21 protein-coding genes are annotated in these 26570 nt (G+C 72.5%); 9 read left to right on the forward strand and 12 right to left on the reverse strand.

Annotation, left to right across the window (positions count from 1 at the left end; all coding sequences use genetic code 11):
• Positions 1 to 14: 14 nt before the first annotated feature.
• Positions 15 to 1916: a DUF4178 domain-containing protein gene (locus K8638_RS01220; RefSeq protein ID WP_223752508.1), complete on the reverse strand. Its 1902-nt coding sequence runs from the start codon at positions 1914 to 1916 to the stop codon at positions 15 to 17.
• Positions 1913 to 2299 (reverse strand): adenosylmethionine decarboxylase, encoded by a 387-nt coding sequence (gene speD / locus K8638_RS01225; RefSeq protein WP_223752509.1) that lies wholly within the window; start codon positions 2297 to 2299, stop codon positions 1913 to 1915. Before speD ends, K8638_RS01220 begins: the two co-directional genes overlap by 4 nt.
• 99 nt (positions 2300 to 2398) lie before the next feature.
• Between speD and K8638_RS01230 the strand changes: the two genes are divergently transcribed.
• Genes K8638_RS01230 through K8638_RS01245 form a run of 4 tightly spaced genes read left to right on the forward strand, consistent with a single transcriptional unit; the run spans position 2399 to position 5329 of the window.
• Entirely contained in the window at positions 2399 to 3403 is a 1005-nt protein-coding gene (locus K8638_RS01230) for a lipase (protein WP_223752510.1), read from the forward strand.
• A 12-nt stretch (positions 3404 to 3415) separates the two neighbouring features.
• Complete coding sequence (locus K8638_RS01235) at positions 3416 to 4162, forward strand: peptidylprolyl isomerase (protein ID WP_223752511.1); 747 nt, start codon at positions 3416 to 3418, stop codon at positions 4160 to 4162.
• Complete coding sequence (locus K8638_RS01240; protein WP_223752512.1) at positions 4162 to 4911, forward strand: alpha/beta hydrolase; 750 nt, start codon at positions 4162 to 4164, stop codon at positions 4909 to 4911. The genes K8638_RS01235 and K8638_RS01240 overlap by 1 nt, the downstream gene beginning before the upstream one ends.
• 4 nt (positions 4912 to 4915) lie before the next feature.
• The gene (locus K8638_RS01245; RefSeq protein ID WP_223752513.1) at positions 4916 to 5329 is read left to right on the forward strand and encodes a secondary thiamine-phosphate synthase enzyme YjbQ; all 414 of its coding nucleotides are present in this window, start codon (positions 4916 to 4918) and stop codon (positions 5327 to 5329) included.
• Between the two features lie 17 nt (positions 5330 to 5346).
• On the opposite strand, the gene K8638_RS01250 is transcribed toward K8638_RS01245, so the two are convergent.
• The 7 genes from K8638_RS01250 to K8638_RS01280 form a co-directional block, all read right to left on the reverse strand.
• On the reverse strand, positions 5347 to 7137 hold the full coding sequence (locus K8638_RS01250; protein ID WP_223752514.1) for a L,D-transpeptidase family protein: 1791 nt from the start codon (positions 7135 to 7137) through the stop codon (positions 5347 to 5349).
• A 139-nt stretch (positions 7138 to 7276) separates the two neighbouring features.
• Positions 7277 to 8101 (reverse strand): class I SAM-dependent methyltransferase, encoded by an 825-nt coding sequence (locus tag K8638_RS01255; protein WP_223752515.1) that lies wholly within the window; start codon positions 8099 to 8101, stop codon positions 7277 to 7279.
• Positions 8102 to 8125: 24 nt separating this feature from the next.
• The gene (locus K8638_RS01260) at positions 8126 to 9346 is read right to left on the reverse strand and encodes a peptidase C39 family protein (RefSeq protein ID WP_223752516.1); all 1221 of its coding nucleotides are present in this window, start codon (positions 9344 to 9346) and stop codon (positions 8126 to 8128) included.
• Positions 9347 to 9440: 94 nt separating this feature from the next.
• Complete coding sequence (locus tag K8638_RS01265) at positions 9441 to 11942, reverse strand: PAS domain-containing protein (protein WP_223752517.1); 2502 nt, start codon at positions 11940 to 11942, stop codon at positions 9441 to 9443.
• A 175-nt stretch (positions 11943 to 12117) separates the two neighbouring features.
• Positions 12118 to 13464, reverse strand: coding sequence for a sigma-54 dependent transcriptional regulator (locus tag K8638_RS01270; RefSeq protein ID WP_223752518.1), 1347 nt, complete (start codon positions 13462 to 13464; stop codon positions 12118 to 12120).
• Positions 13461 to 14894: a HAMP domain-containing sensor histidine kinase gene (locus tag K8638_RS01275; protein WP_223752519.1), complete on the reverse strand. Its 1434-nt coding sequence runs from the start codon at positions 14892 to 14894 to the stop codon at positions 13461 to 13463. The genes K8638_RS01270 and K8638_RS01275 overlap by 4 nt, the downstream gene beginning before the upstream one ends.
• A gap of 56 nt (positions 14895 to 14950) precedes the next feature.
• Positions 14951 to 15406, reverse strand: coding sequence for a hypothetical protein (locus tag K8638_RS01280; RefSeq protein ID WP_223752520.1), 456 nt, complete (start codon positions 15404 to 15406; stop codon positions 14951 to 14953).
• Between the two features lie 277 nt (positions 15407 to 15683).
• Between K8638_RS01280 and K8638_RS01285 the strand changes: the two genes are divergently transcribed.
• The 4 genes from K8638_RS01285 (at position 15684) to K8638_RS01300 (ending at position 22643) form a co-directional block, all read left to right on the forward strand.
• Complete coding sequence (locus K8638_RS01285) at positions 15684 to 15935, forward strand: hypothetical protein (protein WP_223752521.1); 252 nt, start codon at positions 15684 to 15686, stop codon at positions 15933 to 15935.
• Positions 15936 to 16253: 318 nt separating this feature from the next.
• On the forward strand, positions 16254 to 16841 hold the full coding sequence (locus tag K8638_RS01290) for a GAF domain-containing protein (protein WP_223752522.1): 588 nt from the start codon (positions 16254 to 16256) through the stop codon (positions 16839 to 16841).
• A 98-nt stretch (positions 16842 to 16939) separates the two neighbouring features.
• Positions 16940 to 18778: a serine/threonine-protein kinase gene (locus K8638_RS01295; protein ID WP_223752523.1), complete on the forward strand. Its 1839-nt coding sequence runs from the start codon at positions 16940 to 16942 to the stop codon at positions 18776 to 18778.
• Positions 18779 to 18863: 85 nt separating this feature from the next.
• Entirely contained in the window at positions 18864 to 22643 is a 3780-nt protein-coding gene (locus K8638_RS01300) for a DUF3858 domain-containing protein (RefSeq protein WP_223752524.1), read from the forward strand.
• Positions 22644 to 22673: 30 nt separating this feature from the next.
• Here K8638_RS01300 and K8638_RS01305 read toward each other — a convergent pair whose 3' ends face one another.
• Together K8638_RS01305 and K8638_RS01310 are read right to left on the reverse strand one after the other, a co-directional pair.
• A complete protein-coding gene (locus K8638_RS01305; RefSeq protein ID WP_223752525.1) occupies positions 22674 to 23558 on the reverse strand; it encodes an ankyrin repeat domain-containing protein in 885 nt (294 codons plus the stop codon).
• Between the two features lie 95 nt (positions 23559 to 23653).
• The gene (locus K8638_RS01310; protein ID WP_223752526.1) at positions 23654 to 24283 is read right to left on the reverse strand and encodes a TetR/AcrR family transcriptional regulator; all 630 of its coding nucleotides are present in this window, start codon (positions 24281 to 24283) and stop codon (positions 23654 to 23656) included.
• 123 nt (positions 24284 to 24406) lie between these two features.
• Between K8638_RS01310 and K8638_RS01315 the strand changes: the two genes are divergently transcribed.
• A complete protein-coding gene (locus K8638_RS01315; protein ID WP_223752527.1) occupies positions 24407 to 25279 on the forward strand; it encodes a DUF6463 family protein in 873 nt (290 codons plus the stop codon).
• A 6-nt stretch (positions 25280 to 25285) separates the two neighbouring features.
• Here the strand turns inward: K8638_RS01315 and K8638_RS01320 are convergent, their stop codons facing one another.
• Positions 25286 to 26410: an isoaspartyl peptidase/L-asparaginase family protein gene (locus tag K8638_RS01320; protein WP_223752528.1), complete on the reverse strand. Its 1125-nt coding sequence runs from the start codon at positions 26408 to 26410 to the stop codon at positions 25286 to 25288.
• Positions 26411 to 26570 lie beyond the last annotated feature (160 nt).

Raw genomic sequence — 26570 nt, forward strand, 5'->3', positions numbered from 1 at the left:
CGTGAGTCATGGAACTAGTCCGCGAAGTTGCTCTCCGCCCAGCGCTGCGTCTCGAAGCCGTGCGAGCGGAACCACACCCACGCGGGGCCCAACAACATCAGGATGAAGGCGCAGCAGAACCAGCTCCCGTTGGGCGTGTCGTGGGTCAGCTTCACGTTGAAGGAGCGGGGCCCGCTCACCGCCGGGTCGAACGCCGCCGTGGTGCGCAGCACGTACGTGCCGGGCGGCAGCGCGGACAGGTGCGTGCTCGCCGAGGTGGAGCCCTCGCTCCAGGAGCCGTCGCTGTCCTGCCCGCTGTAGTAGCTCAGCTCCTCGGAGAAGCCCACCACCGCGCCCGTGTCCTGGTTCACCAGGTCGCCCTGGATGCCCAGCCACGTGTTGTTGAGCTGGCCGGTGGCGACCTCCACCTTCATGTTGCCCTTCTTCTCCAGCACGAAGGGCTCGCTGAACTTCATCGCCGAGGGCGTGCCGGACTGGGCGTCCGCGGGCACCACCACCGGCTGCTCCAGCACCACCCTGTTCTCCGCGCGGATGGCGAAGATGCCTGACAGCACGAACAGGCCCACCAGCCAGATGGCCGTCCACACGAAGGTGGAGCGCAGCCCCTCCTTGTGCGGGTTGGGCTGGTTGGGGGCGATGCCGTGCGGCTCCGGCAGCGGGTCCTTCAGCCGGAAGGCCTCCTTCACCACCTCGGGCTTCAGGTACTCGCCGAGGGTGTACGACACCTCGTCCTCGGTGGCGTCCACATTCACGGAGTACGGCGGCGCCACGTACTCCGTCGCCCGGGCCGTCTCTCCCGCCGTCACCTCCCAGTAGAACTCGCCCTGCACCGACTCGGTGACGGCGGTGACGTGCTGGAAGGCCTTGTAGCGCCGGTCCTCGTGGAAGGCCGCCACCATGGGTGACAGCGACACGTCACCGGCGGGCAGCGGCTTGAGGAACGTCCAGTGGCCGTTGGAGTGCATCAGCCACGTGAAGCCGCGCTCCCGGTTGTAGAGCAGGTACTCCGCCCACGGGTAGCGCACGCCCTCCACGGTGCACGAGCGCACGAGGTAGCCGATGCACACCCAGTCCGCCCCGTCGAGCGTCCCCTTCGTCCCCAGGGGGATGAGGGGCGCGTCGTCGGGCTTCTCCAGCAGGCGGAGGAAGGACAGCTTCCCCTGGCTGACGTCCAGCAGCGCGCCGCAGTAGGGGCACGCCACGCGCAACGACTTGTCCGGCGCGCGCAGCTCCAGCGGGCCATTGCAGTTGGTGCAGCGCGCCTGCTTCAGCTCCACCCGGCGCGCGCGGGGGCGGAGCTGGCCGGCCGGAATCCCGAGCTGCTCCAGCTTGAGCGCCTCGCCGGTGAAGACCTCCGGGTCATGCCCGCGGGTGCCGAAGTCCAGCGTGAGGAAGCTGCCCTTGGGCCCGGTGGCGTCCACGTACCAGGCGTCCTGCGTGGGGTCCACGTCGCTGGGGAGCTGCCCCTCGGCAGACACCACCCGGCCGTGGCCGCGCTCCTCGATGACCCACGCCTTGTTCCGCAGGCGCAGCCGCTCGCCGGGGTGCAGGTCCTCCAGCGCGAGCCCTTCCTCGAGGCCCGCGTCGAAGAGCAGGTGGAAGGCCCCCTCGGACTCGCTGATCCACCCGGTGCGGCCGTCGTCGAACTCCACGTACCACTCGTCCCACGGGCCGGCGCCGTGGTCCTTCTGGAGGTGGCCGACGATGCGGTAGCCCTTGCGCGCGAAGCGGCCCTCCGCGCCGAGCTGCAGCGGGGAGTCGGTGGGGACGATGCGGCCAATCTTCCCGTGGTCCTCGAAGTTGGCGCCGCTGCGCGCCACCACCGTGCTGCAGTGGGAGCACACCACCACCTGCGCCGAGCCGGCGGTGAACTCGATTGCCGCGCCGCACGCCGGACACTGGCCCTGCTGCGTCACGCCGTCACCCCCCGCTTCAGCTCACGCACATGGCAGGACGCCGCGCCCAGGTGCCGGGCCAGCAGCGACTCGAAGTCCGGCCGCGCGCGGGTGCGGCAGCAGTAGACGTTGAGCGCGGCGAAGCCGTGCTCGGGGAAGGTGTGGATGGTCAGGTGGCTCTCCGCCAGCAGCGTCAGGCCGGTGATGCCCCCGGGCTCCGGGAACACGTGCCACTGGGGCTGTCCGACGACCTTCAGGTCCAGCAAGACGATGAACTCCTCGAAGAGCGCCGCGAGCGCCGCCGCGTCCTTGAGCCGCTCGGGCGCGCAGCCACTCGCGTCAACCAGCCACTCCTGTCCCGTGGTCAGCGTCGAACTCCCTCCTGCGTGGGGGCTTCTTATCATGGGCTCCGCCTCCGGGGGCGACCCCGGAAGGGCCACCCGGGCGGGCATGGCCGGTGGGTTGGCGCCCCCCGTCACCTTCCCGGTACGCTGCGGGGTGAGATGACGCAGTCGCTTCCCGACGTTCCCCCTCCGCCGCTCCCGAGCCCCACCCCCACACCCGCGCCGGCCCGCGAGGCCAGCGCCATTGCCCGGCTGTCCCGCTCGCTCCGGGGCCTGCCGGCCGCGGACCGCTGGTGGGGCCCCGGCTGCGGAGGCCTGGCCGGCTGGCTGAAGGCCGCCGCGGGGGCGCCCCCGCAGGAGGACCTCACCCCGCGCTTCCGGGCGCTGCTGGCGCGCGTGCGCGAGGGCGAGCCGGTGCTGCCGGACGCGGCGAAGCGGCACCAGTACCTGCTGGTGCGCGGCATGCTGGGCGATGAATTGCCCGGCTACCTGCTGGACAACGTGCAGCGGCTGGAGCGCCGGGGCCTGGACGTGCTCGAGGTGCCGGTGGACACGGAGGGGCTGCTGACGGACAACGTGGCGGTGCTGCGCGAGGCGCTGCTGGACGCGGAGTACTTCGGCCGCTCGGTGGTGATGGTGGGCCACAGCAAGGGCGGCGTGGAGTGCACGGCCACGCTGGCCCTGTACCCGGAGCTGCGGCGGGTGGTGCGCGCCGTGGTGACGCTGCAGGCGCCCTATGGCGGCTCGTCCATCGCCCATGACCTGGCCACCGCGCCGGAGATGCGGCGGCTCATCGACTTCGCCTTCCCACTGCTGTTCCATGGCGTGTCCCGGTCCGTGGAGGAGCTTTCCTATACAAGTCGGATGGAGTTCATCCGAAAGCACCCCTACCCGGCGGCCGTCATCCCCACCGTGTCCCTGGCCACCTCGCGCCTGTCACGCCTGTCCAGCCTGTACCCCCTGCAGCGGTATCTGTATGACAGGTACGGCTACGCGTCGGACGGCATGGTGACGGCCGTGGACGCGGAGGTGCCGGGCGCGGGCGTGGTGCGCCTGGACGACATGGACCACGCGGAGGCCGCGATGCGGGGCCTGCCCGGCTTCGCCCGCTACCACCCCGGTGACGTCACCGAGGTGATGGTGGCCCTGGCCCTGGGGGGGTAAGGTTCGCCCGCCATGCGGACCCGAATCCTGACGACTGTCCTCCTCTGCCTCTCCCTCGCCGCCTGTACCAAGGACTCCGAGAAGAAGGAGCCCTCGGGGAGCGGTTCCACCGCCACGAGCCCGGCCACGCCTCCCGCCCAGCCCGCCAGGCCGCCTCTGCCCCCGGCCACCGAGGCAGCCGCCACGGCCGCCTCGGGCGAGTGGACGAAGAAGGTCCAGGCCGGCCAGGAGGTCTACGCCACCCTGAGCACCAACCAGGGCGACATCGTCCTGCGCCTGTTCTCCAAGGACGCGCCGAAGACGGTGGCCAACTTCGTGGGCCTGGCCACGGGCGAGAAGCCGTGGACGGACCCCGGCAGCGGCCAGCGCGTGGAGGGCCGCCCGCTGTACCAGGGCGTCATCTTCCACCGCGTGATTCCGGGCTTCATGATTCAGGGCGGCGACCCCACGGGCACCGGCCGCGGCGACCCGGGCTACCGCTTCGAGGACGAGTTCCAGAGCGGCCGCACCTTCAACAAGCCGGGCCTGCTGGCCATGGCCAACGCGGGCCCCAACACCAACGGCAGCCAGTTCTTCATCACCACCTCCACGCCGGACTACCTCAACAACCGCCACACCATCTTCGGTGAGGTGGTGAAGGGTTACGAGGTGGTGGAGAAGATCTCCAACGTCGAGCGCGACCCGCGCGACAGGCCGCTGCAGCCGGTGGTCATCCAGAAGGTGTCGATGAGCGACCAGGCTCCGGCGGGCGCGAAGTGATGGGTGGCCGTACCGCGCGGCGCATCACCACGCGCCTGGGTGAGCTGGACTGCAACGTCGTGGACGCGCTCCCCGAGGGCGCGGCCCCCGAGCTGGCCGTCGTCCTCTGCCACGGCTTCGGCGCTCCGGCCACCGACCTGGTGCCGCTGGCGCCGGAGCTGATGTCGCTGGAGTCGTCGCTGGCCGAGCGCGTGCGCTTCGTGTTTCCCGGCGCCCCGCTGACGCTGGCGGAGTGGGGCATGCCCTCCGGACGCGCCTGGTTCCACCTGCCCGAGGCCGTCATGCGCGGGCAGATGCGGGACTGGGACGTGTTCGCCCGCGAGGTGCCTCCGGGCCTGCCGGCCGCGCGCCGGGCGGTGATGAGCGTGGTGGACGCGCTGTCCGCGTCCACGAAGCTGCCCTATGGGCGCATCGTCCTGGGCGGCTTCAGCCAGGGCGGCATGGTGACGACGGACGTGGCGCTGCGGCTGGAGGAGGCGCCCGCCGGCCTGTGCATCATGTCCGGCACGCTCACCTCGGAGGCGGAGTGGCGGCAGAAGGCGTCCGCCCGGAAGGGGCTGCCGGTGTTCCAGGCCCACGGGCGCGAGGACACCGTGCTGCCCTTCTTCGCCGCCGAGCGCCTGCGCGACGTGCTGACGGAGTCCGGGCTGTCGGTGGACTTCCTCCCCTTCGACGGGCCGCACACCATTGCTCCCGAGGAGATGGAGCGGATGGCGGCGTTCCTCGCGGCGCGGCTGGGAGGCCGCTGAGGGCATGTACCACGCGAAGGAGCTGACGGTGTCCACGCGCGGGCGCGGCTTCACGGACATCACCGGCGACGTGCGCCGGGCGGTGACGGAGAGCGGCGCCCGGCAGGGGCTGTGCACCGTGTTCCTGCACCACACGAGCGCGTCCCTGCTGCTGTGCGAGAACGCGGACCCGGACGTGCGCAGGGATTTGGAGTCCTTCTTCGCCCGGCTGGTGAAGGACGGCGACCCGCTCTTCGTGCACGACGCGGAGGGGCCGGACGACATGCCCGCGCACGTGCGCACGGTGCTCACGCAGAACTCGCTGAGCATCCCCGTGAAGGACGGCGACGTGGACCTGGGGACGTGGCAGGGCGTCTACGTGTGGGAGCACCGCACGTCGCCGCACCGCCGCCGCGTCACCGTGTCCGTGGTGGGGTGACGGCGGGATGCATCCCGTCACCGCCCGCGCCGAGCGGTCGCCGCGACGGTGACCTTCCGTTCGGGGCCCCTGACTCGCGCCTTGCCGCGGATGCGCACCCAGGAGCCGGGGGCGTCCGGTGTCGCGTGGACCATGGACCAGCCGGTGGGCACCTCGGGCTCGGCCCAGGAATACAGGGCCCGCGCGTCCCTCGGTGCCAGGTTGATGCAGCCATGGCTCATCGGCTCGCCGAAGCGGTCATGCCAGTAGGCCGTGTGCAGCGCGTAGTCGTCCTGGAAGAACATGGTCCACGGCACCGTGGCCACGCGGTAGGTGTCACCCCGGACGGTGCCGTTGCCCGTCATGTCCGCCTCCGCGAACTTCACCCAGATGCGGAAGAGCCCCTCCGGCGTGTCCGTCCCTGGCTTCCCGGAGGAGATGAGCGTCGCGTACACCGGCCGCTCGCCCTCGTAGGCCACCAGCACCTGCGCCTCCAGGTCCACGTCCAGCCACCGCTCGCCGGGCCCCACCTCGGGCGGCGCGGGCCTGAACCAGGCCACGTGCAGGTCGTCTCTCGCCACCCAGTGGTTCTCCGCGATGAGCACCCAGCGCCCGTCCACGGACAACTCCCGCACGGCCACCAGCGTGCGCGGCGGCAGCACCGTCTCCCGCGCCGCCTCCGCGTCCGGCGCCCCCCTCACCTCCACGAGGGCATCCGGCCGGGTGCGAGACTGCGCCCAGGCGAAGGGCGCCGGCAATTCCGCGAGCATCTCCGCGCCCACCCCCTCGAAGGGGGACGGCCGGTACTCGCGGAGCACCCTCGCCTCCAGGTACTGGCCGTCGGTGGTGCGCCAGAAGGTGCGGCGGCCCACGCGCACCTGTCCCCGGAGCTGCACCGTCACCGAGCCCTTCAGCAGCACGCCCTTCTTCCGCTTCCGCGCCAGGGCGAGGCTCGGGTATGCGCGCACGCGCTTGCCCACCACGCGCGCGTAGGTGCCCGGAGTCAGCTCCCCCTCGCGCAGCTTCGGCAGGTCGCGCACGCGGGGCTCGCGGAAGTTGGGCTCCAGGTAGCGCTCGCAGACCCAGCCGCGAGGCTCGATTTCCACCCACGCATCGCAGTCCGGCCCGCGCATGGCCGTTTCGCCCTTCCAGCGTACGCGCATGTCCTGGGCCACCGTGCCCAGCGGCGGCGCGTCCCGGCGAGGCTCCTGGCGGACCGCGATGGAGCGCTTCACCCGCAGCGAGCCCGCGTCCGGCGCGTAGGGAATGGCGTACGTCCCGGCGTCCGCGCCGCCCTCGGGCTCGAGACCGGGCTCGAACTCCTCGGGGTCCAGCGTCGGGTCGATGTCGTCGAGCACCAGGCTGGTGTCTTCCAGCGGCTCGCCGTCGGGGCCGAGCACCAGCTCCGCGCTCGGGTCCTTCCGGTCCGGGATGACGACGAGCTGCTCGACGAGGGGAGGCTCGGCGTCCTCCTTCCTGTCTCCGCGAGGCTCGGGCCTGGGCATGGCGCTCAGCGCCGGGTCGTTGGCGAGCGCGGGCACGTGGGCGTGGGAGTCCTCGGCCTCCGGCGGGGAGGCCACGGCGGGCCCCGTCCTCGCGCCGGCGGAGAGGTCCTGCACGGAGGCCGCGCCACCGTCCGTGCCCTCGGGGGCGGAGGTCCGCTGCCAGGCGGCGAGCAGTGCGCCCTGGGAGGCCCGCGCCGAATCGTCATGGCCGGTGAGCTGTCCGCCCGCGCTGATACCTCCATCCAGGGGCGGCTCCTCCGGCCTGGAAGGCGGAACGCAGGCGATTCCCGGCAGGAGCAGGACGAGCGGAAGCCATCGAGGCATGGATGCCACACGGTACGAAGGCGCCCGCCCAGGCTCAACGTCGTCCGAGGTGAGATCGCCTGCGCGGGGCCCCGCGCGGGTGCGCATTCCGTGCGACGACAACGGCGGTTGTCACATGCAACGGAAATGGAGACCTGGCCTACCTCCGTGTGCCCACCGTGAGGTAGGCGTTGAACGCGCAGACCTGGGGTCCGGCGCCCACTTCCGTCGTCACCTTCTCCAGCAGGGCCCGCTCCACGGCGCCCCACCTCTCACCGAGCGCCTTGCGCGCCAGCACGACGGGAGCGCTCGACCGCACCATCGCGTCCACCAGCGCGGCCGTCGAGGCGTACTCGGCATGGGCTGTCACCTCGTGCACGGAGACGCCGGCGAAGCCGGCCCCGGCCATCTCCCGCTGGCAGGTCTCCGGGTCCGACAGCGGCATCATCCCGTCGCGCGGCGCCCCGCCCCCTCCTCCGCCCGCCGACATCAGCTCGGCGAAGCTCTTGTAGACCGCGTTCATCACCGGGGAGCGCTCCATCGGCACCCAGCTCGACACGACGGCGCGGCCACCCGGCGCGAGCACCCGGTGGAGCTCGCGGAAGCCCCTCGGGCGGTCCGGGAAGAACATCAGCCCGAACATCGAGAACCCCGCGTCGAACGCCCGGTCCGGCAGTGTCATCGCCGTTCCATCCCCGACGAGCGCCTCGACCTCGAGCCCCTCCGCCGTCACGCGCTCCCGCAGCGCGGCAATCATCCGGGGCGCGAAGTCCACCGCCGTCACCCGCGCGCCCAATCGCGCCGCGAGCAGCGAGAGCGTCCCGGGGCCGGCCGCGACGTCCACCACGCGAGAGCCCCGCTCGACGCGCGCGCGAGCGAGCGCCTCCCGGGAGAAGGTCTCGAAGACGGGCATCAGCTCGCGCACGTACTCCGGCGCGACGAGGTCCCAGGGCTCCGGCACGGAGAGCGGCGAAGGGGTCGACACGTGAGATTCCTCTCTTGAAAACATCTACCTCAGCAGCTCCACCAGGCCGGCCGGCAGCGAGGTGCCCGCCGGCCAGAGCACGTACGTGGCGCCGCGCGAGTGCCGCCACGCCTTCCAGAGCTGCTCGCGCTGGTAGGTCACCTCCACCGTCTCATCCGTCTTGAAGGCGGGGTCGTTGCACACCACGTCCCCTTCCGGCGTGAAGCCCTTCACCACGATGAGGTGCCCGTCCGAGCGGCGCACCGGTGAGCCCTCCAGCGTTCCCTCCTCGTACGCGATGCTGATGCTGACCGGGATGCCCGCCGCGATGAGCCGCTCCACCTGGTGGAAGCCGTCGAGCCGCATCACCATGCCGTGCAGCGCCCCGCCGCCCATGGCCGAGGCATAGGCGGTGTTGAAGGTCCAGTTGCCCGTTCCCTCGTAGGTCCGGTCATGGATGCGGTCCGCCGACGCGGGCACCGTGGTGAGCAGCTCGGGCCGGTCCAGCTTCCGGCTCCAGTAGCCGAGCAGCATCGTGGTGGACGTGGGCGAGCACCACACCGGCCCCTTCTCCGGGTAGAGCATCTGCGAGTAGCCCGGCACGTCCAGCACCGTTCCCCAGGCCGTCCGCTCCGGCGCGCCGTCCTCGGGCAGGCCGTGCCGGTCGCTCACCGCCGCCGCCAGCGCGCGGACCCGCGGCGTCGCGTCCGGGCGGGAGGAATAGAGCCACACCTTCATCCGCAGCGCGTCCGCCCGGCGCTTGAGGTTGAGCGTGTCCGTGGACACCGCCCCGTCCTCATCCTGCTGGCCGTTCACACTGTGACGCGCCACGGGCTCCGTGTCATAGGCCCACACGCCCAGCTCATAGTCCCGGGTCCACGTGCCATCGATGCGCGCGGCGAGCGTCACCCTCAGCCACGTCCCCGGCGGCGTGAGCGCGTCGAAGGACGGCACCACGCTGGTGAATCCTCCCGGCACGAGCTGCGTGTCGGAGACCGCCACTCCATAGCGATGCTCCCCGCTGTAGTACGGCGTGCCGCTGCCCATCGGGGCCGCCGCGTCCAGCTCCAGCGCCCCATCCGCCGCGAGCGTCGCTCCCTCGCGGGTGAACCGCTCGAAGTCCCGCTCCGCCGCGCTCCGGCGCCACAGCCGGGCCGGAGGCCCCACCTCCGCGGGCGCCTCCTCGGGGCTTCGCGGCTGCGAGACACAAGCCGCCAGGTTGGAGGCCACGACGAGGGCGAGCGTTGGCAGGGTGCGGGCGTTCACGCCGCGAAGTCTGGAGGCCCCGGCCTTCGCCACACAAGGAGCATTCCACGCGCCTGTCCGGTTGACAGGCGTCACCCGAGGCACGCCCCCGGCTTCAGCGCGGGACATCTCGGGGCAGCGTGGCCCTGAACACCGTGCCCGTCTCCGGGGTGGACGTCACCTGGATGCGGCCACCATGCGCGGTGACGATTTCGTGCACGATGAAGAGGCCCAGCCCCACGCCCTTCAGCGAGTCGCCGCCGGCATCCGCCCGGGTGAAGGGCTCGAAGATGCGGGGCAGCAGCGCGGGGGGAATCGGGTTGCCCGCGTTGGCCACCTCCAGCACCACCTCGGGGCCCTCGCCATCCGCCCGCACCTCCACGGGGACGCCCTGGGCGCCGTGCGTGAAGGCGTTGCCGACCAGGTTGCCCAGCAGTTGCACCAGCCGGTCCAGGTCCCAGCAGCCCGTCAGGTCGCCGCGCAGCGCCAGGTGGATGTCACGCTCCGGATACGCGGTCAGCAGCTCGTCCACGGCGGCGCGGCAGGCCTCCGCAAGGCTCCCCCGCCGGCGTTGGATGGGGAGTGTGCCTCCCTGGCTCACGCGCGCGAAGTCCATCAGGTCACGGATGAGGTGGTCCATCCGCCGGACGCTGGTGAGGATGCGGGCCGCGCGCCGGTGCTGGGGCGAGTCCGGTGCGCTGTCGCGCAGCAGCAACGTGCTGGAGGTGGCGATGGCCTGCAGCGGGTTGCGCAGGTCATGCCCCACGATGCCCATCAGCCTGTCCCGCACCTCCGTCTCGCGGCGCAGGGCCTCCCGCATCTCGTGGTGCGCGGTGACGTCGGTGGACACCGCCACGCCCGCCAGCACGCGCCCCTCCGCGTCCTGCACCCGCGTGGAGCTGACCTCGATGTGCCGCGCGCTGCCGTCCTTCATGCGCAGCCGCACCGGCTCGCGCAGCACCGTCTCGCCATGCGTCAGCGAGCGCGCGAGCGGCCACTCGTGGGGCTCGTACTTCGTGCCGTCCGGCCGGTACCCCTGGTAGGCCACGTACGCGGGGATGTCCTCCGAGGCCACGAAGGGATGGCCCCAGGCAGCCTCCAGCGCCGGGTTGCCGCGCACGAGCCGGCCCTCGGGCTCGGCGATGACGACGCCCACCGGGAGCTGGTCCAGGATGGCCTCCAGCAGGCTCCGCTCCCTGGCCAGCCCGTCTCTCAATCCCTCGGCCTCCTCGCGGGCCCGGCGCTCGGCGTCGTACAGGCGCGCGCGCTCCAGGGCCAGGGCGCACTGCCGGCCGAGCGACTCCATGAACTGGAGCATCTCCGGCTCGAAGGACTGCTCGTGCGCGAAGGTGAAGCCGAAGGCGCCGAGGACGCGCCCGTCCACCGTCAACGGCAGCGCGGCGAAGGCCCGTCCCGGCGCGGCGGGCGAGTCCTTCAGCGCCGGGTAGTCGCGATGAAGGGCTTCCAGGTCCGAGCACAGCACCGGCCTCCCCATGCGCACGGCGTCCCGGTACATGATGGGCGTGTCAGCGGGGAAGCGCCGCCACGACGCCAGGGCCTCCTCGGGAATGCCGTACGCGGCGCCCAGCTCGAACGCGGTGCCATCCTCACTCAGCAGCACCAGCGAAGCGGAGACGGCCTCCAGCGCCGCCGCGCCCTCTCGCACCACCACTTCGGACAGCGCCTCCGGCAACAGCACCCGGGACAGCGAGGAGGACACCGCCGCCAGCCGGTCCGCGCGGAGGCGGGCCCGCCGGGCCGCGGTGATGTCCTGCAGGGTCCCGATGAAACGCAGGGGCCGCCGCCGCGCATCGAAGTGCACCTGTCCGTGCGCCACCACCCAGCGCTCTCGCGGCACCCGGGGGCCGACCACACGGAACTCGATGCGGAGGAGGCCGTCACCCGCCGGGTCGAGGGCCGCGCTCCGCGCCGCGTTCAGGCGAGGGAGGTCCTCGGGGTGCACGCACCGGTCCGGGAATCCTTCATCGAGATGGCTGCCCGGCGGCATGCCCAGCAGTTCCAGACACCGGTCGCTGTAGTTCCTCCTGCCCGTCGAGTAGTCCCGGTCCCAGGTGCCCAGGTCCGCGGCCTCCAGGGCCAGGCGCAGCCGGTCCTCGCTCTCGCGCAGCTTGCGGGCGATGCGCTCGGCCTCCTCGCCGTGGCGCAACTCGGTGATGTCCGCGATCATCGCCACGAAGCCGGCGATGTGGCCGTGGGTGTCGACATGGGGCAGGTAGTCCGCCCGCACCACGCGAGTGCCGCCCTCGCGGTAGGGAATGGCGCTCTCGAACCGGACCCTGCGTCCGGACAGGGCGTCCCTCACATGCTCGCGGATGGCCTCGTACCCGGCGTCCCCCACCACCTGGCGCACGCTCCGGCCGATGACCTGCTCGCGGGGCGTACCGAACCAGCGCTCGTAGCCCTGGTTACAGAAACGGTAGCGCTCCTCGGTGTCCACGTACGAGAGGAGCACCGGCGCGGCGTCCGCCGTCACCAGCAGCTTCTCGATGAGCCCGCGGTCGTCCAGCGGCGCCCCCTCCTGGAGCGGTTCCCGGTCCAGCACCAGGAGCTGCTCGATGACCTGACGGAGGTGGGGGTCGGAAGAAGCAGGGGTCATGATTGGGAGGCTCAAAACTGAACGGCGCGTGGACTCAACGCACTCCACCCAGATGGGATAGTCAGGCTGACTGGCACCTGGAAGGGCAATCCACGAGGCCCGCCAACGTCTTCCGTTCACCAGTCGGGCAGGCAGGAGCCAGCTCCGTAGCCGGACCTCGGCCTCGCGCGGGGCGCTACGACTCCGCCTCCGTCCCGTGCGCCTCCAGCAGCTTGTAGAGCGTCTTGCGGTCCACGTCGAGCAGCCGCGCCGCCTCGCTCTTGTTGCCTCCCACGTGCTGGAGCACGTGCGCCGCGTACCGGCGTGACAGCTCCGCGAGGCTGGGCATGTCTCCCGCCAGCCCCGACAGCTTCGGCGTCGCCTCGCCAATGGGCTCCGGGAAGTCCTGCGGCCCCAGCACGCCCGTCACGTTCAGCGCCAGCGCCCGCGCCACCACGTTCTCCAGCTGCCGCACGTTGCCCGGCCAGTCGTAGCCCGTCAGCCGGGCCATCGCCTCGGGCGTCACCACCGGCCTCGCTCCGCCCCGCGCGTGCCTCGCCGCGAAGTGCTCCACCAGCGCCGGCACGTCCTCGCGCCGCTCCCGCAGCGGCGGCAGGTGCAGGTGCACCACGTCCAGCCGGTACAGCAGGTCCTCGCGGAACAGCCCCTCCTCCACCCGCTCCTTCAGGTCCTTGTTCGTCGCCGCCACCACCCGCACGTCCACCTTCACCGGCACGCTCTCGCCCACGCGGCGAATCTCGCCCTCCTGCAGCACGCGCAGCAGCTGCGACTGCACCTTCATCCCCACGTCGCCAATCTCGTCCAGGAAGAGCGTGCCGCCGCTCGCCTCCTCGAAGACGCCCCGCCGCGCGCCCGAGGCGCCCGTGAAGCTGCCCTTCGCGTGACCGAACAGCTCGCTCTCCATCAGCGACTCCGTAATCGCCCCGCAGTCCACCGGGATGAACGGCCCCGCCGCCCTCGGCGAGCGCTTGTGCAGCGCCCTCGCCACCATCTCCTTGCCCGTCCCCGTCTCGCCCGTAATCAGCACCGGCACGTTGCTCGCCGCCGCCCGCGCCACCTGCTTGTAGACCTCCAGCAGCGCGGGGCTGCGCCCCACCAGCACCAGCGAGGTGCGCTCCACCTGCTGCCGCAGCGAGCGGTTCTCCTCCACCAGCCGCTTCTGCTCCAGCGCCCGCTTCGCCACCCGCAGAATCGCGTCCACGTCGAACGGCTTCGCCAGGTAGTCGAAGGCGCCCTGCTGGATGCTGTCCAGCGCGCCCTCGATGTTGCCGAACGCCGTCACCACGATGACGGGTGTGTCCGGCAGGTGCGTCTTCACCGCCTGGAGGACCTTCAGCCCGTCCCCCGGCTCGGGCATGGCCATGTCCGTCATCACCAGGTCGAACGACCCCTCCGCCAGCCGCTCCGCCGCGCGCTTCGGGTCCGGCGCCTGCGTCACCGTCCCCAGCACGCCCAGCAGCCGCTGGAGCAAATCTCGAGCCTGGGGGTCATCGTCCACGACGAGGATGCGGGCTGTGCTCATGTGCCGACCTTGCGCATTCCGGAGGCGGCGGGGGAAGTCCGTGCGTCACCGGCGCCACCCGCCGCCACCGGGCGCACCACGCGAGGAAAGCGCACCACCACCCGCGTGCCCTTCCCCTCTTCCGAGCGAACCACCAGCGTGCCTCCGTGCGCCTCCACCACCCGCTTCGTGGTGACCAGCCCCAGGCCATGGCCCGGAAGGCCCCGCACCTCGGCCGCGCGGAAGAAGGGCTGGAACAGCGAGGCCAGCGTCACCTGCGACATGCCGATGCCGTTGTCCTCCACCTCCAGCACCGCCTCGCCGCCCTCCGACGCCACCCGCACCCTCACCTTCGGCTCCGGCCGGCCCGCCGTGTACTTCACCGCGTTGGTCAGCAGGTTGCGCGCGCTCACCTGCAGGAGCTGGCCCGGGCAGTCCACCGCCACGCCGGGCTCCAGCTCCCGCTCCAGCGCCACGCCCTGTGACGCCGCCGTCTGCGCCACCTCCAGCAGCACCGTGGTGACGGCCGTGTCCAGCTCCGCCACCGTCTTCTCCCCGCGCGTGCCCGCCCGGCAGAAGCGCAGCAGCGCCTCAATCAGCTCGCCCATCCGCACCGCGCTGGACTCGCACTGCGCCAGCATCTCCAGCGCCCCCGCGTCCTTCACCGCGCCCGTGCGGCGGATGAGCGTCAGGTAGCCCTTCAGCGGCGCCAGCGGAGAGATGAGGTCGTGCGCCACGCGCCGCGTGAAGGCGTCCAGCTCCTGGTTGTGGCGGCCCAGCTCCTCGAGCTGCCCCTGGATGGTGGCGTCCTGCCGCTTGAGCACGGAGGTGATGTGCAGGCCCACGACCAGCGACACCAGAATCGCCATCAGCGTGGCGACCGCGCCGAACGCCGTCGTGCGCACGCGCAGGTCCGCCAGGTGCCCCGCCAGCCTGCGCGCCTCGTCCGCGTTCTCCTGCGCCAGCGTGCCGGCCAGCGCGTCCAGCTCCGCCGCCAGCGGGCGGATGCGCTCGGCCAGGTGGCGCCGCGCCCGCTCCCCCTCGCGCCGCTGGGAGAACACCGCCGCCGCCCGCACCTGGTCCGCCAGCCCCTGGCACGCGGCGTTGAAGCGCTGCCACACCGCCTTCTCCCCCGGCGGCAGGTTGCGCGTGTACGCCTCCGACGAGGCGCGGATGTCCGCGAGAATCTCCTCCATCACCGCGTCCGCGGCGGCGCGCTCGGCGTCGTCCGTGGCGCGCACGTGCGCCTCAATCGCCGACTCCAGCGACAGCGCGTCCACGCGGATGCGGCCGATGAGGCCCGCGCGCGCCAGCGCCTCCTGGACGAGCGCGTCCACCTGCCGTCCCGTGCGGACCTCCGTCCACAGCGTGAAGGCGGTGACGGCCGACAGCAGCGCCACCGCGAAGAAGAAGCCGGCGCGGTAGCCGCGAATGGGCGTGGGGGAGCTCACCAGGGACGAGTCCTCTAACACGGCGGCCCCGCGTCGCGCAGGCCGCGCGCCGTCCTTCAGGGTGCCGCCGTCCCGTTGCCCGCCGGAGGAGCGGACTCACGCGGAGGATGCATGCGCCGCCGGGCGCGCTCGAGCGCGGACTCGTACCAGACCTCCGACAGCTCCTCGTGCATCTCCTTCAGTTCCTTCAGCTCGTTGAGCTGGCGCTCCAGCGACAGGAGCTGCGCGTTGTGCTCCTCCAGCGCGTGCCGGTCCGCCTCCGTGCGCACCAGCTCCTCCAGCACCGCCACGCGCCCCTGCTCCGCCTCGGCGCGCTCCAGCGCCAGCCGCTCCATGGCCGACTCCAGCGACGCCAGCCGTGCCGCCAGCGCCTCGGTGCGCTCCCGCTCCGCCTCGAGCTCACGGCGCCACCGCTCCGTCTCCAGCACCTGGGCCTCCAGGCGCGCGGGAGGGATTCCCGCGCATCCGACGCCCAGCCAGGACACCGCCGTCACGAGCCGCAGGTACCGCATACACCGTCTCTCCCGCACCGCGGCCGCGCGACATGCGCGGCGAGGGAACCGGGTAGCGCGTGCAGCTTGCTCAACTGCCCCGGTGCCGTCAAAGCGGCACGTGCCCGCCTGGGGAGCAGGCCCCCAGCGTGCCACGGCCCGCTGCGGAGTTTCTCCCCACGAGCAGCATCTCCCACATGGACGCTTCCCTCTGGAGGCGGCGCTGGCACGCCGGCTGCTCAAGGAACGGGGCACACAGCGACGCAATCCCGCGTCGTCCCCCCCGACGGAGCTTTCCATGAAGACCGTGTTCGCCGCCGCCCTCCTCGCCGCCGCCACCGCGTTCGCCAACACCCCGGCTCCCGCCGCCGCGGAGACCAAGCCGGCCGCCGCCGAGGCCAAGCCCGCCGCCGAGGTGAAGGCCGCCGAAGCTGCCCCCGCCCCCGCCGCGGAGGCCCCCAAGGCCGAGGCGAAGCCCGAGGCCAAGCCCGCGAAGAAGTCCTCCAAGAAGGCCGCTCCGAAGACGGAGACCGCCGCCGAGACCAAGTAATTCCTGACTTTCAGGTCCGAAGCACACACGCGGGGGCGCTCCTTCCAAGGGGAGCGCCCCCGCTGTCTTTTTCCGGGTCTCCCCGCACCCGTACCGCCCGTCGGTGCCGGGCCTCACTCGAAATCAAATGGAGGTTATTTCCGACCCTCCCGGGTCATCCTGCTTTCAGCGGCTTTGCGTCATTCAATGAGTATGAGATTTGACAGGAACAGAGGAATCCTGCTTAATGTGACTTAAGCGAATGACAGACCGGTCCGGATAGTGTCGGAACTCGCTGGCAGTCGCCCTTTTCTGGAGCCCCCCTCCTGGAGTCCCCCAATGATTGAAGCCTTCTCGAAGGTGTCCGAAGCCTCGAAGCTCCTGCTGGAGAAGGGACTGGGCGCGACCACGGGCATCGAGACGCTGGCCATGGTGGGCCACGCGCTCGGCGTGCATCGGGCCTACATCTTCGAGAACCGCACGCAGGGCACGTATGGCCGGTTCATCACGGACATGCGCTACGGCTGGGCGGAGCCGCCCACGCCGTCGCCGCTGGCCAACCCCGTGCTGCGCGCCTTCAGCTTCCGGGACTTCGCGCCGGGCTGGGTGGACATGCTGGAGGCGGGCATGGTGGTGGCCTGCCCCACCCGCGACGCCCCGCCGATGATGCGTGAGTTGCTGGAGCGACAGGGTACGCAATCGGTGCTGATGTGCCCCATCAACCCCACGCGTCAGCAATGGTGGGGCATGGTGGCCTTCGAGGACTGCCGGCAGCCTCGCGGCTGGAAGCCGGAGGAGGTCAGCCTCCTCAAGTCGCTGTCGCGGGCGGTGGCGGCGTCGGTGCGCCACGGGCAGATGCGCTCGTCGCTGGACCAGGTCCGCAACAGCCTGCGGCAGGCGGTCAGCCGCACGGCGTCCGGGCGCTGACGGACGCCTGCCCGGGGGGGTGGCGGCGACGTCATCCGGGCGGATAGTCAGGCGGCGGATTTCTGCTACCCTGGCGCCCCCCCCCGCGCCCACCGCCAATGTCCTCAATCGACCCCACCGCGATCAGCCGGCCCCGCTCCCCGGACCTCATCAGCGGCTACCACCTCGAGAAGCTCGTCGGGAGTGGCGGCATGGGTGAGGTCCACAAGGCCACCCAGCTCTCGCTTGGCCGCACGGTCGCCGTGAAGCTCCTCAACCCGGAGCTGGCCAAGGACCCCTCCTTCATCGCCCGGTTCCAGAAGGAGGCCGCGGCGCTCGCCGCGCTGAGCCATCCCCACATCGTCTCCATCGTCGACAAGGGGAAGACGGACACCACGTACTACCTGGTGATGGAGTTCGTGGACGGCCCGTCGCTGCGCGAGTTGATCCGCGCGCCGGAGCTGGACGTCACGGGCGCGCTGCGGCGGATGCTCGAAATCTGCCGGGCCATCGAGTACGCGCACGGCCGCGGCGTCATCCACCGGGACCTGAAGCCGGAGAACATCCTGCTGGACCAGCAGGCCGGCGGCATCGCCAAGGTGTCGGACTTCGGGCTCGCGTCGTTCCTGGCGGATGCCAGCCCGTCCTCGCGCTACGCGCTGACCTCCACGCACGTGTCCATGGGCACGCTGTCGTACATGGCGCCCGAGCAGCGCGTGGACGCGAAGAACGCGGACGCGCGCGCGGACATCTTCTCGCTGGGCGTCATCCTCTACGAGTGGCTCACCGGGGAGGTGCCGCTGGGCACCTTCGACCCGCCCTCGCAGCGCAAGGAGGGGCTGGACCCGCGGCTGGACGCCATCGTCACCCGGTGCCTCAAGCCGGACCCGGAGGACCGCTACCCCTCGGTGCGGGCGCTCATCGAGGACCTGGAGCTGCTGGTGCCCGGCAGCATGTCGTCCCTGCCGGCGGTGAGGCCGACACGCATCCACCGCCTCCGCCAGGGCGTGCGCAAGGTGGTGCGCAAGACGCTGCAGGCCGCCGCCGCGCTGGTGGTGCTGGCGGCGCTGGGCGTGCTGGCCAGGGAGTGGCTGCGCGACGGCGAGGCGCGCCCGCGGGTGCAGCCCGGCGCGGCCATCATGGAGGACCTGGGCCCCATGTCGGCCCTCACGGGGCCCGGGCGCAGCGAGGATGCCTCGGAGAGGCGCACGCTGGCCCTGGGCGAGGGCCCGGAGCAACTGAACCTGCTGGTGTCGGGCCGCCCGGTGGAGTTCCAGGAGAACGCCGTCATCTTCCCGGCGGTGGACGGACAGTCGCGCGTGGGCCGCGTCCGCATGAACGTGGTGGGCCGGGAGGGAGACATCGCCACGCTCAGCGCGCGCCTGCGGGCGGACGCCGCGCCCCCCACGCCCATGCGCCGCGCGCTGGCCTTCTGGAACGGGCCGCCACGGGCGACGCAGGCCGCGGTGCTGCTGGTGGGCAGCACGGACCTCGACTACGTGGCGCTCATCCACAATGGCGCCGGCGAGCCCGTGCGGCTGGAGTGGGCGCTGGACGAGCGCCGCGGCACCATGCTGGGCCCGGACGCCCCCGAGGGCGAGGCGGTGCTGGAGCTGAAGGTGGACGCGGAAGGCGTCCTCCAGGCCTTCGTGGGCAAGGGGAAGGAGCAGCGCGCCATCGCCGAGCCCATCAACCTGGGGCCGGGCTGGATGGAGCACTTCGGTGAGCTGCCCCCCGTGCCCGCCGTCGGCTGCATCGAGGGCACCTGCCGCATCGAGGGACTCACCTTCACCGTGCGCAAGGCGCCCCCTCCGGGGACGACGGCCCCGGTGCCCACCCTGGCGGTGAGGCCCGCCGCCCCGGTGCCCGCCAAGGCGGTGGCGCCCAAGAAGGCCCCGCCACCTCCGCCCAAGAAGCAGCCCGCGAAGGCGCCCCCGAAGGGCGGCAAGCGGCGGTAGCCCCGCCGAAGCGCCCACAGCGGACATCTCCGCGCAGGGGAATATGGCCACCCACGGGGGATTGCATTATCCCTTCGGCCCTCCTATGCGCACCTTCCGCCGCGGCCTGGCCGCGCTCGCCTTCCTCGCAGCCCTGTCCGGCTGCCCCAAGTCCCCCTCCTCCGTCACGCCCCGCGTCCTCGAGTCCGCCGCCGAGCGGGCGGAGAAGGGCGCCGACGAGGCCCGCACGCTCGCGCTGGCGGGCTTCCATGCGTACCTGGTGGCGGGCAACCCCGCGCTGGCGCAGCAGCGCTTCGACGCGGCCGTGGCGAAGGACCCGGGCGACCCGTACGCGCTGATGGGGCAGCACTGGCTGGCGCGGCGCGCGGGCCGCCCGGACCGGGCGCTGGCGGCCTCGCTGGAGCTGGCGGCGCGCGCGCCCCGGCACCCGCTGGCGGTGCCCGCCGCGCGGTACACGCTGGACCTGGTGGGCACGTCGCGCGCGCTGGACGACGACATCCTCAAGGGCGTGGAGCGCGCGCTGGCGGCGGGCGCGACGGGCGAGACGGCCTTCCTGCTGCGCGGCGCGCGCCTGTCCGTGCACGTGGTGCGGGGGGACGCGAAGGCACGGGACGCGGTGCTGCGCGAGCTGGGTGGCGTGGGCGAGGCGGCGCTGGTGGGCCCCTTCTCCCCCTTCCACGTGCTGGCGTGGGACGAGGCGGACCCGGTGAGCCAATCCGGCTCGCTGGCGGGCCCCTTCACCGGCGCCTTCGGCCCGCTGCCCGTGCGCACGCTGCGCGCGCCGGACGGCCGGCTGGACCTGGGCGGCGAGCCCGGCGAGGGTGACCTGTACCTGCTGGCCTTCGACGCGGAGGTGACGGAGCCGGGCACCTACGTGGCGCGCTCGGTGAGCGGCACCTCGCACCAGGTGCTGCTGGACGGAGCGCCGCTGATGGAGCGCCGAGCCTGGGAGCGCGCCGCCTCCACCGTCACCACGCGCGCCGTGGAGCTGCCCGCGGGCAAGCACCGCTTCCTCATCCGGCAGTTCAAGGCCGGCACCTCCGGCCTCCTCACCTTCGCCCTGCTGCGCGAGGACGGGCGCCCCTCCGGCGTGCGCTTCACCCCCGCCGCCGGGCCTGCGCCCCAGACGTGGGGCAAGGCGCCGGACAGCTCCGAGGAGACGCCGGGCGTGTACCCCACGGTGGAGTCGCTGAAGACGGCGCTGGAGGAGGAGGCCGGTGGGCTGCTGGCCACGGTGCTGGCGGTGCGCGACGGCATGGCCCGGGACGCGGACGGGGCGCGGCGGCTGATGGCGGCGGTGGAGGCCAACACCCCGGCCCTGCTGGCGCTGCGCGCGGAGCTGGCGGCCGTGGACCGCACGGTGCCCGCCAAGGTGGCGCGGGGCCGGGCCACGAGGGATTTGGAGGCGGTGCTGGCGAAGGACCCGGGCAACGTGGCCGCGCTGCTGGTGCGCGCGGACCTCTTCATGGATGACGGGCAGCCGGCCGCGTCGCTGGAGACGCTGAAGGCGGTGGACCCGGCGGCGGCCGCCGCCAGCCCCGCGGTGTCCATGGCGCGGGCGCGCGCGGCGCTGGCGCTGGACGTGGAGGCGCTCGCGGAGGAGTCGCTGACGGTGGCGCTGGAGGCGCAGCCGGGCCACTGCGAGGCGCTGGGGCTCCAGTACAACCTGGCGCGCCGGCGAGACGCGGTGGAGCGCGGAGACCGGCTGGTGGAGGCCCTGAGCGGCTGCCCCGGCGCGGTGGTGCGCGAGGCCGAGCACGCGCGCACGCGGGGCGACATGGAGACCGCGGCGAAGCTGTACGCGGACCTGCTCTCCAGGGACCCCAGCAGCGCGAGCACGGGCAACTCGCTGGCCAACCTCTACGTGTCCCTGCGCCGCTACGATGACGCCACGGCGGTGCTGAAGGCGCTGGCGGCGGTGTGGCCGCGCAACGCGGAGCTGGTGAAGCGGATGGCGGACGTGCGCGAGCACGCGGGCCAGCCGGCCGAGGCGCTCGCGCTGCGGGAGAAGGCGCTGGCCATGGAGGGAGACGACCTGTCCCTGCGCCGCGCGGTGGAGCGGACGAAGACGGGCCGCGAGCTGCTGCAGGAGTACGCCATCGACGCACGGGAGGCCATCCGCGCCTACGAGGCGGAGCCCGTCACCGGCGGCAGCGCGGCGGCCTTCGTGCTGGATGCGGCGGCGGTGCGCGTGTACCCGGATGGCAGCATCGTCAACCGCATCCACACGGTGCAGAAGGCGCTGGAGCAGTCCGGCGTGCAGGACATCGCCGAGGTCAACGTGCCCCGCGGCGCGCAGGTGCTGGCGCTGCGCACGCTGAAGGCGGACGGCCGCGTGCTGGAGCCGGAGAACATCGAGGGCAAGGACACGGTGAGCCTGCCGGGCGTGCAGGTGGGCGACTACATCCAGGTGGAGTACCTGCTGGCGGAGGGCCCCCGCGGCCCCGCGCAGCCGGGCTTCACGGCGTCCGCGTTCTACTTCCAAATCGCCAACCAGCCGAACGCGTGGACGACGTACACCGTGGTGGCGCCGAAGGGCAGCGGCATGAAGGTGGACGCGCACGGCATGAAGGCGCCCGCGCCGAAGGTGGAGGGAGACGTGGAGGTCTTCCACTACGAGGCGCGCCGGGTGCCGCCGTTCATCGCCGAGCCGGACGCCCCGCAGTCCAGCAACGAGTACCTGCCCTTCGTCCTGGTGGGCGCGGGCGCCACGGGCAATGACGGGCTGGTGCGCGTCTACGGCGATGCCTTCCAGGACCGCTGGCAGCGCACGGCGGAGGTGGAGGCCTTCGCGCGCAAGGCGGCGGAGGGGAAGCAGGGCCTGGAGGCGGTGAAGGCGCTGCACGCGGCGGTGATGCAGCGCTTCTCCGGGCGGGATTCGGGGCTGGCGCAGTCCGCGGCGTCCACCGTGGCGCAGGACCGCGGCAGCCGGCTGACGGTGCTGAAGGCCGGACTGGACGCGCTGGGGATTCCGGCGCGCGTGGTGGCGATTCGCACCTTCAGCACGGACCCGGCGCCGTACCTCTTCCCGCAGGACAGCCTGCTGCCCTTCGTGGCCCTGCGCGTGGAGCCGCCGGGCAGCGAGCCGGTGTGGGTGGACACGTCGGTGCGCTTCGGCCCCTTCGGCGAGCTGCCGGAGCCGGCCATGGGCGAGCGCGAGGCGTACCTGCTGCCGGAGCCCGGCCGCCCGCTGGAGAAGGTGAAGACGCCGCCGATGAAGGAGGCTCCCGGCAAGGAGGTGCGGCTGGCGCTGGAGCTGGACGCGGAGGGGCAGCTCACCGGGAAGGGTGAGGAGGTGTACTCGGGCTTCGAGGCGGCGCAGATTGCCGAGGCCTTCAGCCAGCTGTCCGCGGAGAGCCGCAACCAGGCGCTCCAGGGGGCGGTGGCGCGGTACTTCGGCGGCGCGGCGCTGTCGAGCGTGAAGCTGGACCACCAGGAGCAGGTGGGCGCGCCCTTCGTGCTGCACTACGAGTTCACCGTGCCGCGCTTCGGCCGGCTGGAGGGAGACAAGCGCATGGCGCTGGGGCCCCTCACCTTCCCCGCGCAGCTCGGCCGGCGCTACGTGCAGCTCAGCACGCGCCGCACGCCGCTCTACATCGACAACACGGAGGCCAGCCACACGCAGGTGACGCTGAAGATGCCGGCGGGCTGGAAGCTGGCGGACCCGCAGGCGGCGCTCAACGTGGACAGCGCCTTCGGCCGCTTCACGCGCTCGGAGAAGCAGGAGGGCGGAGTCCTCACCATCACCGAGTCCCTGCGCCTGCCGCGCACCCGCGTCGCACCCGGCCAGTACGAGCAGTTCGCCGGCTTCACCGGCGACGTGGACCTCATCCAGACGCGTGAGCTGGTGCTGGTGAAGCAGTAGCCGGGCGGCCCAGGCCGGAGCGGCGCGCGGCTACCCCGCGCGCCGGGCCTGGGCCTCCTCGAGGAGGGCCACGACGGACGCGTGCCCCTCGGCGCGGGCCACGTCCAGCGGGGTGAGCTTCAAGTCATTGCGGGCCTGGGGGTCCGCGCCGGCGGCGAGCAGCCCGGAGACGAGGTCGTCCAGGCCGCGCAGGGCGGCGAGGTGCAGGGGGGTGAACTCCAGCGGGCCCCGGGCATGGGGGCTCGCGCCGTGGGCCACCAGCAGGGCGGCCAGCGCGTTGCGCTTGTAGGTCAGCGCCAGCATCAGCGGCGTCTGCTCCAGGCAGTCCACCGCATCCACCGCGCAGCCGAGCTCCAGCAGCCGCCGCGCCACCTCCACCGAGCCGGAGCGCGCGGCCACCTCGTGCAGCGCGGTGAGGCCCTTCTCGTCCACCGCGTCCCAGGCCGCGCCCTTCTCCACCAGCAGGTCCAGCACCGCGAGCTGGCCGGCGCCGCAGGCGAAGTGGACGCTGGTGGCGCCAGCACGGGACGGCACCTTCTCGGAGGTGGCCCGCCCCGCCCGCAGGTTCACGTCCACCCCCAGCTCCAGGAAGCGCCGCACCAGGTCGACGTGGCCGTGCAGCGCCGCCACGTGCAGCGCGCTCTGCCCCCAGGCGTCGATGCCCGCCGGGTCCACCCCGCGGGCCAGCAGCAGCTCGACGATGTCGCGGCTGCCCACCGAGGCCGCGGCCTGGAGCGGCCCACGCACGGAGTCCCGGGCCGCCGCGAGCACCCCCGGCCGCTTCCGCAGCAGCGCCTCCACCCGCGCGGCACTCCCCTGCCGGATGGTGGACACGAGGTCCCTCCGGGAGCGCAGGGCACGGCGGATGACCAGGGACAGGCCCACCAGGACGACCAGGGCGGCGACGTAGTACATGCCCTGAGTTTCGTCGGAAATCCCCGTCTTGCAACAGTAGGCCCGCCGCTGACTCCGGCCCTCCCCAGGGGGCGGGGGGGGGGCCGATACATGTTTCACACAGGCATCAGTGTCCGGGCGATGTGCTTGACATAGTCGGCGCGGGCCCGTCCCGTGCCCAGCGTGTCCGGGCTGGAGATGGCGAGGTGCAGCAGCCCCACGTACGTGGAATACGCCTGCACCGCCCAGTTGCGGGCCTCACGGGCCGGCAGGCCGAGCGCCCGGTAGAGCTTCACCAGGTAGTCGATGCGCCGCTGGGAGACACGCGCCAGGACGGGCTGGATGCGCGGGTCCGAGGCGGCGCCCGCGACGATGGCGACCTCAATCCTCCCGTGCGGGTCGGGCTCGAACGTCAGCGCCAGCAGCCGGTGCAGCCGCTCCCTCGGGTCCGGCAGGGCGTCCAGCTGGGTGATGACCTCGGTGGTGGCCAGGTGCTCCCAGCGGGCGAGCGCGGCCTGGAGCAGCTCCGCCCGGTCCTTGAAGTGCCAGTAGAAGCCGCCCTTCGTCACCCCGAGCCGCCGGGCCAGCCGCTCCACCGAGAGGGCCTCGACGCCGTCCGCCAGGCTCCAGAGGGCCGCGTCGGCCCAGTCCTCGGCCGAGAGCCCCGGCCCCCGGCGCTGCTTGCGGATGTCCTCGAGCGTCCGGAAGCCCGTGGGCACGGGCGGGCGGTCAGAAGTGCGGCTCATCGTTCACCGCAGTCTGGCGGAGCCCCTCCTTGGCGTCCAGGCCTGTGTCCTGACGGGCTCCGCACTATACGGTCCCGTATCGCGATACGGATGCGTATCCGATGACAGGAACGGAGGCCGCACATGCGAGTGACGAACGGGGCGCTGGTGATGCTCATCGGCGCGGTGCATCAGGTCGCGGGGCTGGTGCTCTTCAAGGACCCGCTGCTGGAGATGGTCCGGGAAGGCGTGTTCATGAGCGTGCGCATGGACACCCCCGCCCGGGGTGAGGCCTTCTGGTTCCTGATGACGGGCTGGGGAATGCTCATCATGGGAGCGCTGGCCCGCTGGGTGGAGCGGGAGCTGAACCGCCCGCTCCCCGCGAGCTTCGGCTGGGGACTGCTCGGGTGGGTGCTCTTCAACGGGGTCCCCATGCCCGACACGGGCGCGTGGCTCTTCGTCCCGGTGGGCCTTCGCGTCATCTTCCAGGCCCGGAAACCCACGCGGCTGCCGGAGGCGCTGCGCCCCTTCGCGAAAGGCGCGGACCACGTGGACGTGAAGACGGTGGAGTCGGAGGCGTCGCTGCGCGCCTTCCTCGCGGGGCTGATGTCGTACCAGCCCGCGTGGGTGACGGCCCTGTACCGGGTGCGCGCCGTCTTCGTCCGGCTGCTCGGGATGCGGCAGGAGGGCATGCCCCGGCCCCAGCGCCTGCGCCCCGAGGACATCCCCATGACGCCGGGCAGCGCCGCGTCGTTCTTCACGGTGCGCCACGCGGAGGAGGAGCACGCCTGGGTGGTGGCCGCAGAGGACAAGCACCTGGAGGCCACCCTGGCCGTCGTCGTGGAGCCCGAGCCCGCCGGTGGGCCCCGGCGGCGGTTCCATGTCGTGACGCTGGTGCACTACCGGAACTGGGCGGGGCCCGTGTACTTCAACGTCATCCGGCCCTTCCACCACGCCGTGGTGGGGGGCATGGCCCGGAACGCGGCGCGGGTGGGGCCCACGCCGCGCACGGCCTGAGGGCCGCTACTTCGGCTCCGCGTCCCTGAAGATGGCGACGTGGGGCTGGCCGTCCTCGCCCATGTAGCCGCGGTACATGCCGCTGGAGTTGAAGGGCATGGCCACGTTGCCGTGGCGGTCCATGGCGATGACGCCGCCCTCGCCGCCGGCCTTCACCAGGACGTCGTTGACGACGCGGTCGGCGGCCTCGGGCAGGGGCAGTTGCTGGTACTCCACGCGGGCGCAGATGTCGCGCGCCACCGTGTAGCGGATGAAGTACTCACCGTGGCCGGTGGCGGAGACGGCGCAGCCCGGGTCCGCGTAGGTGCCGGCGCCGATGATGGGCGAGTCCCCCACCCGGCCGTAGCGCTTGTTCGTCATGCCGCCGGTGGACGTGCCCGCCGCGAGGTTGCCGGCCTGGTCCAGCGCCACCGCGCCCACGGTGCCGAATTTGTGGTCCCCCGTCACGGGGTCATACCCCGGCTGGAGCGCGGAGGAAGGCTGTCCCGGAGGGGCCGCCTGCTGCTGCTCGCGCTCCTTCTGGAGCGCGCGCTGGAGGCCCTGCCAGCGCTCCTCCGTGTAGAAGTACTTCGCGTCCACCAGCTCCACGCCCTGGGCCTTCGCGAAGGCCTCCGCGCCCTCGCCAATCATCATCACGTGCGGCGACTTCTCCATCACCCGCCGCGCCAGGTCGATGGGGTTCTTCACGTGCCGCAGGCCCGCCACCGAGCCGGCCATGCGCGTCTTTCCATCCATGATGGCGGCGTCCAATTCGTTGACGCCGTCATGGTTGAAGACGGCGCCCCTGCCGGCGTTGAAGTACGGCGAGTCCTCCAGCACGCGGATGGCGGCGCCCACCGCATCCAGGCTGCTGCCGCCCTTCGCCAGCACGGCGTGGCCGGCCTGGAGTGCCTGGGTGAGCGCGGCGCGGACCTCGGCCTCGCGCTGGGGGGTGAGGTTCTCCCGGGAGATGACGCCCGCGCCGCCGTGGATGACGAGGCCCCACTTCTGTTTCACTGCGGGCGCGTCCTTCGTGGAGAGCCGGGACTCCTCCACCCGGGCCGACTCGACGCTGGTACAGCCCACGGGGCCGAGGAGCAACGCGGTGCCCGCGAGCAGTCCGCGGTGAAGGGGGGAGAGCGAGGTGAGCATTCGGTGGGCCTCCGGCGAGTCATCAACCGCAACCCCCTGGACGGGGTGCACTCCGCCCGCCGCCAGACGGTCCGCCGGGTCGCTAGCACGCCCTCCAGGGAGGCACAACGCCAGCCCCCGCCGCCATGACGCGGAGCTTCACGCCCGGGACGAAGGGAGA

It is taken from the genome of Myxococcus sp. RHSTA-1-4 (genome assembly GCF_020037125.1).
In the GTDB taxonomy this organism is placed as follows: domain Bacteria; phylum Myxococcota; class Myxococcia; order Myxococcales; family Myxococcaceae; genus Myxococcus.

What these genes read in the sequence shown, in the direction of transcription:
- K8638_RS01280 (WP_223752520.1), bottom strand. Translation starts at nt 15,406, where the DNA reads ATGCGGTACCTGCGGCTCGTGACGGCGGTGTCCTGGCTGGGCGTCGGA.
- K8638_RS01230 (WP_223752510.1), top strand. Translation starts at nt 2,399, where the DNA reads ATGACGCAGTCGCTTCCCGACGTTCCCCCTCCGCCGCTCCCGAGCCCC.
- K8638_RS01245 (WP_223752513.1), top strand. Translation starts at nt 4,916, where the DNA reads ATGTACCACGCGAAGGAGCTGACGGTGTCCACGCGCGGGCGCGGCTTC.
- speD (WP_223752509.1), bottom strand. Translation starts at nt 2,299, where the DNA reads ATGATAAGAAGCCCCCACGCAGGAGGGAGTTCGACGCTGACCACGGGA.
- K8638_RS01270 (WP_223752518.1), bottom strand. Translation starts at nt 13,464, where the DNA reads ATGAGCACAGCCCGCATCCTCGTCGTGGACGATGACCCCCAGGCTCGA.
- K8638_RS01250 (WP_223752514.1), bottom strand. Translation starts at nt 7,137, where the DNA reads ATGCCTCGATGGCTTCCGCTCGTCCTGCTCCTGCCGGGAATCGCCTGC.
- K8638_RS01235 (WP_223752511.1), top strand. Translation starts at nt 3,416, where the DNA reads ATGCGGACCCGAATCCTGACGACTGTCCTCCTCTGCCTCTCCCTCGCC.
- K8638_RS01295 (WP_223752523.1), top strand. Translation starts at nt 16,940, where the DNA reads ATGTCCTCAATCGACCCCACCGCGATCAGCCGGCCCCGCTCCCCGGAC.
- K8638_RS01300 (WP_223752524.1), top strand. Translation starts at nt 18,864, where the DNA reads ATGCGCACCTTCCGCCGCGGCCTGGCCGCGCTCGCCTTCCTCGCAGCC.
- K8638_RS01310 (WP_223752526.1), bottom strand. Translation starts at nt 24,283, where the DNA reads ATGAGCCGCACTTCTGACCGCCCGCCCGTGCCCACGGGCTTCCGGACG.
- K8638_RS01265 (WP_223752517.1), bottom strand. Translation starts at nt 11,942, where the DNA reads ATGACCCCTGCTTCTTCCGACCCCCACCTCCGTCAGGTCATCGAGCAG.
- K8638_RS01240 (WP_223752512.1), top strand. Translation starts at nt 4,162, where the DNA reads ATGGGTGGCCGTACCGCGCGGCGCATCACCACGCGCCTGGGTGAGCTG.
- K8638_RS01305 (WP_223752525.1), bottom strand. Translation starts at nt 23,558, where the DNA reads ATGTACTACGTCGCCGCCCTGGTCGTCCTGGTGGGCCTGTCCCTGGTC.
- K8638_RS01285 (WP_223752521.1), top strand. Translation starts at nt 15,684, where the DNA reads ATGAAGACCGTGTTCGCCGCCGCCCTCCTCGCCGCCGCCACCGCGTTC.
- K8638_RS01320 (WP_223752528.1), bottom strand. Translation starts at nt 26,410, where the DNA reads ATGCTCACCTCGCTCTCCCCCCTTCACCGCGGACTGCTCGCGGGCACC.
- K8638_RS01315 (WP_223752527.1), top strand. Translation starts at nt 24,407, where the DNA reads ATGCGAGTGACGAACGGGGCGCTGGTGATGCTCATCGGCGCGGTGCAT.
- K8638_RS01290 (WP_223752522.1), top strand. Translation starts at nt 16,254, where the DNA reads ATGATTGAAGCCTTCTCGAAGGTGTCCGAAGCCTCGAAGCTCCTGCTG.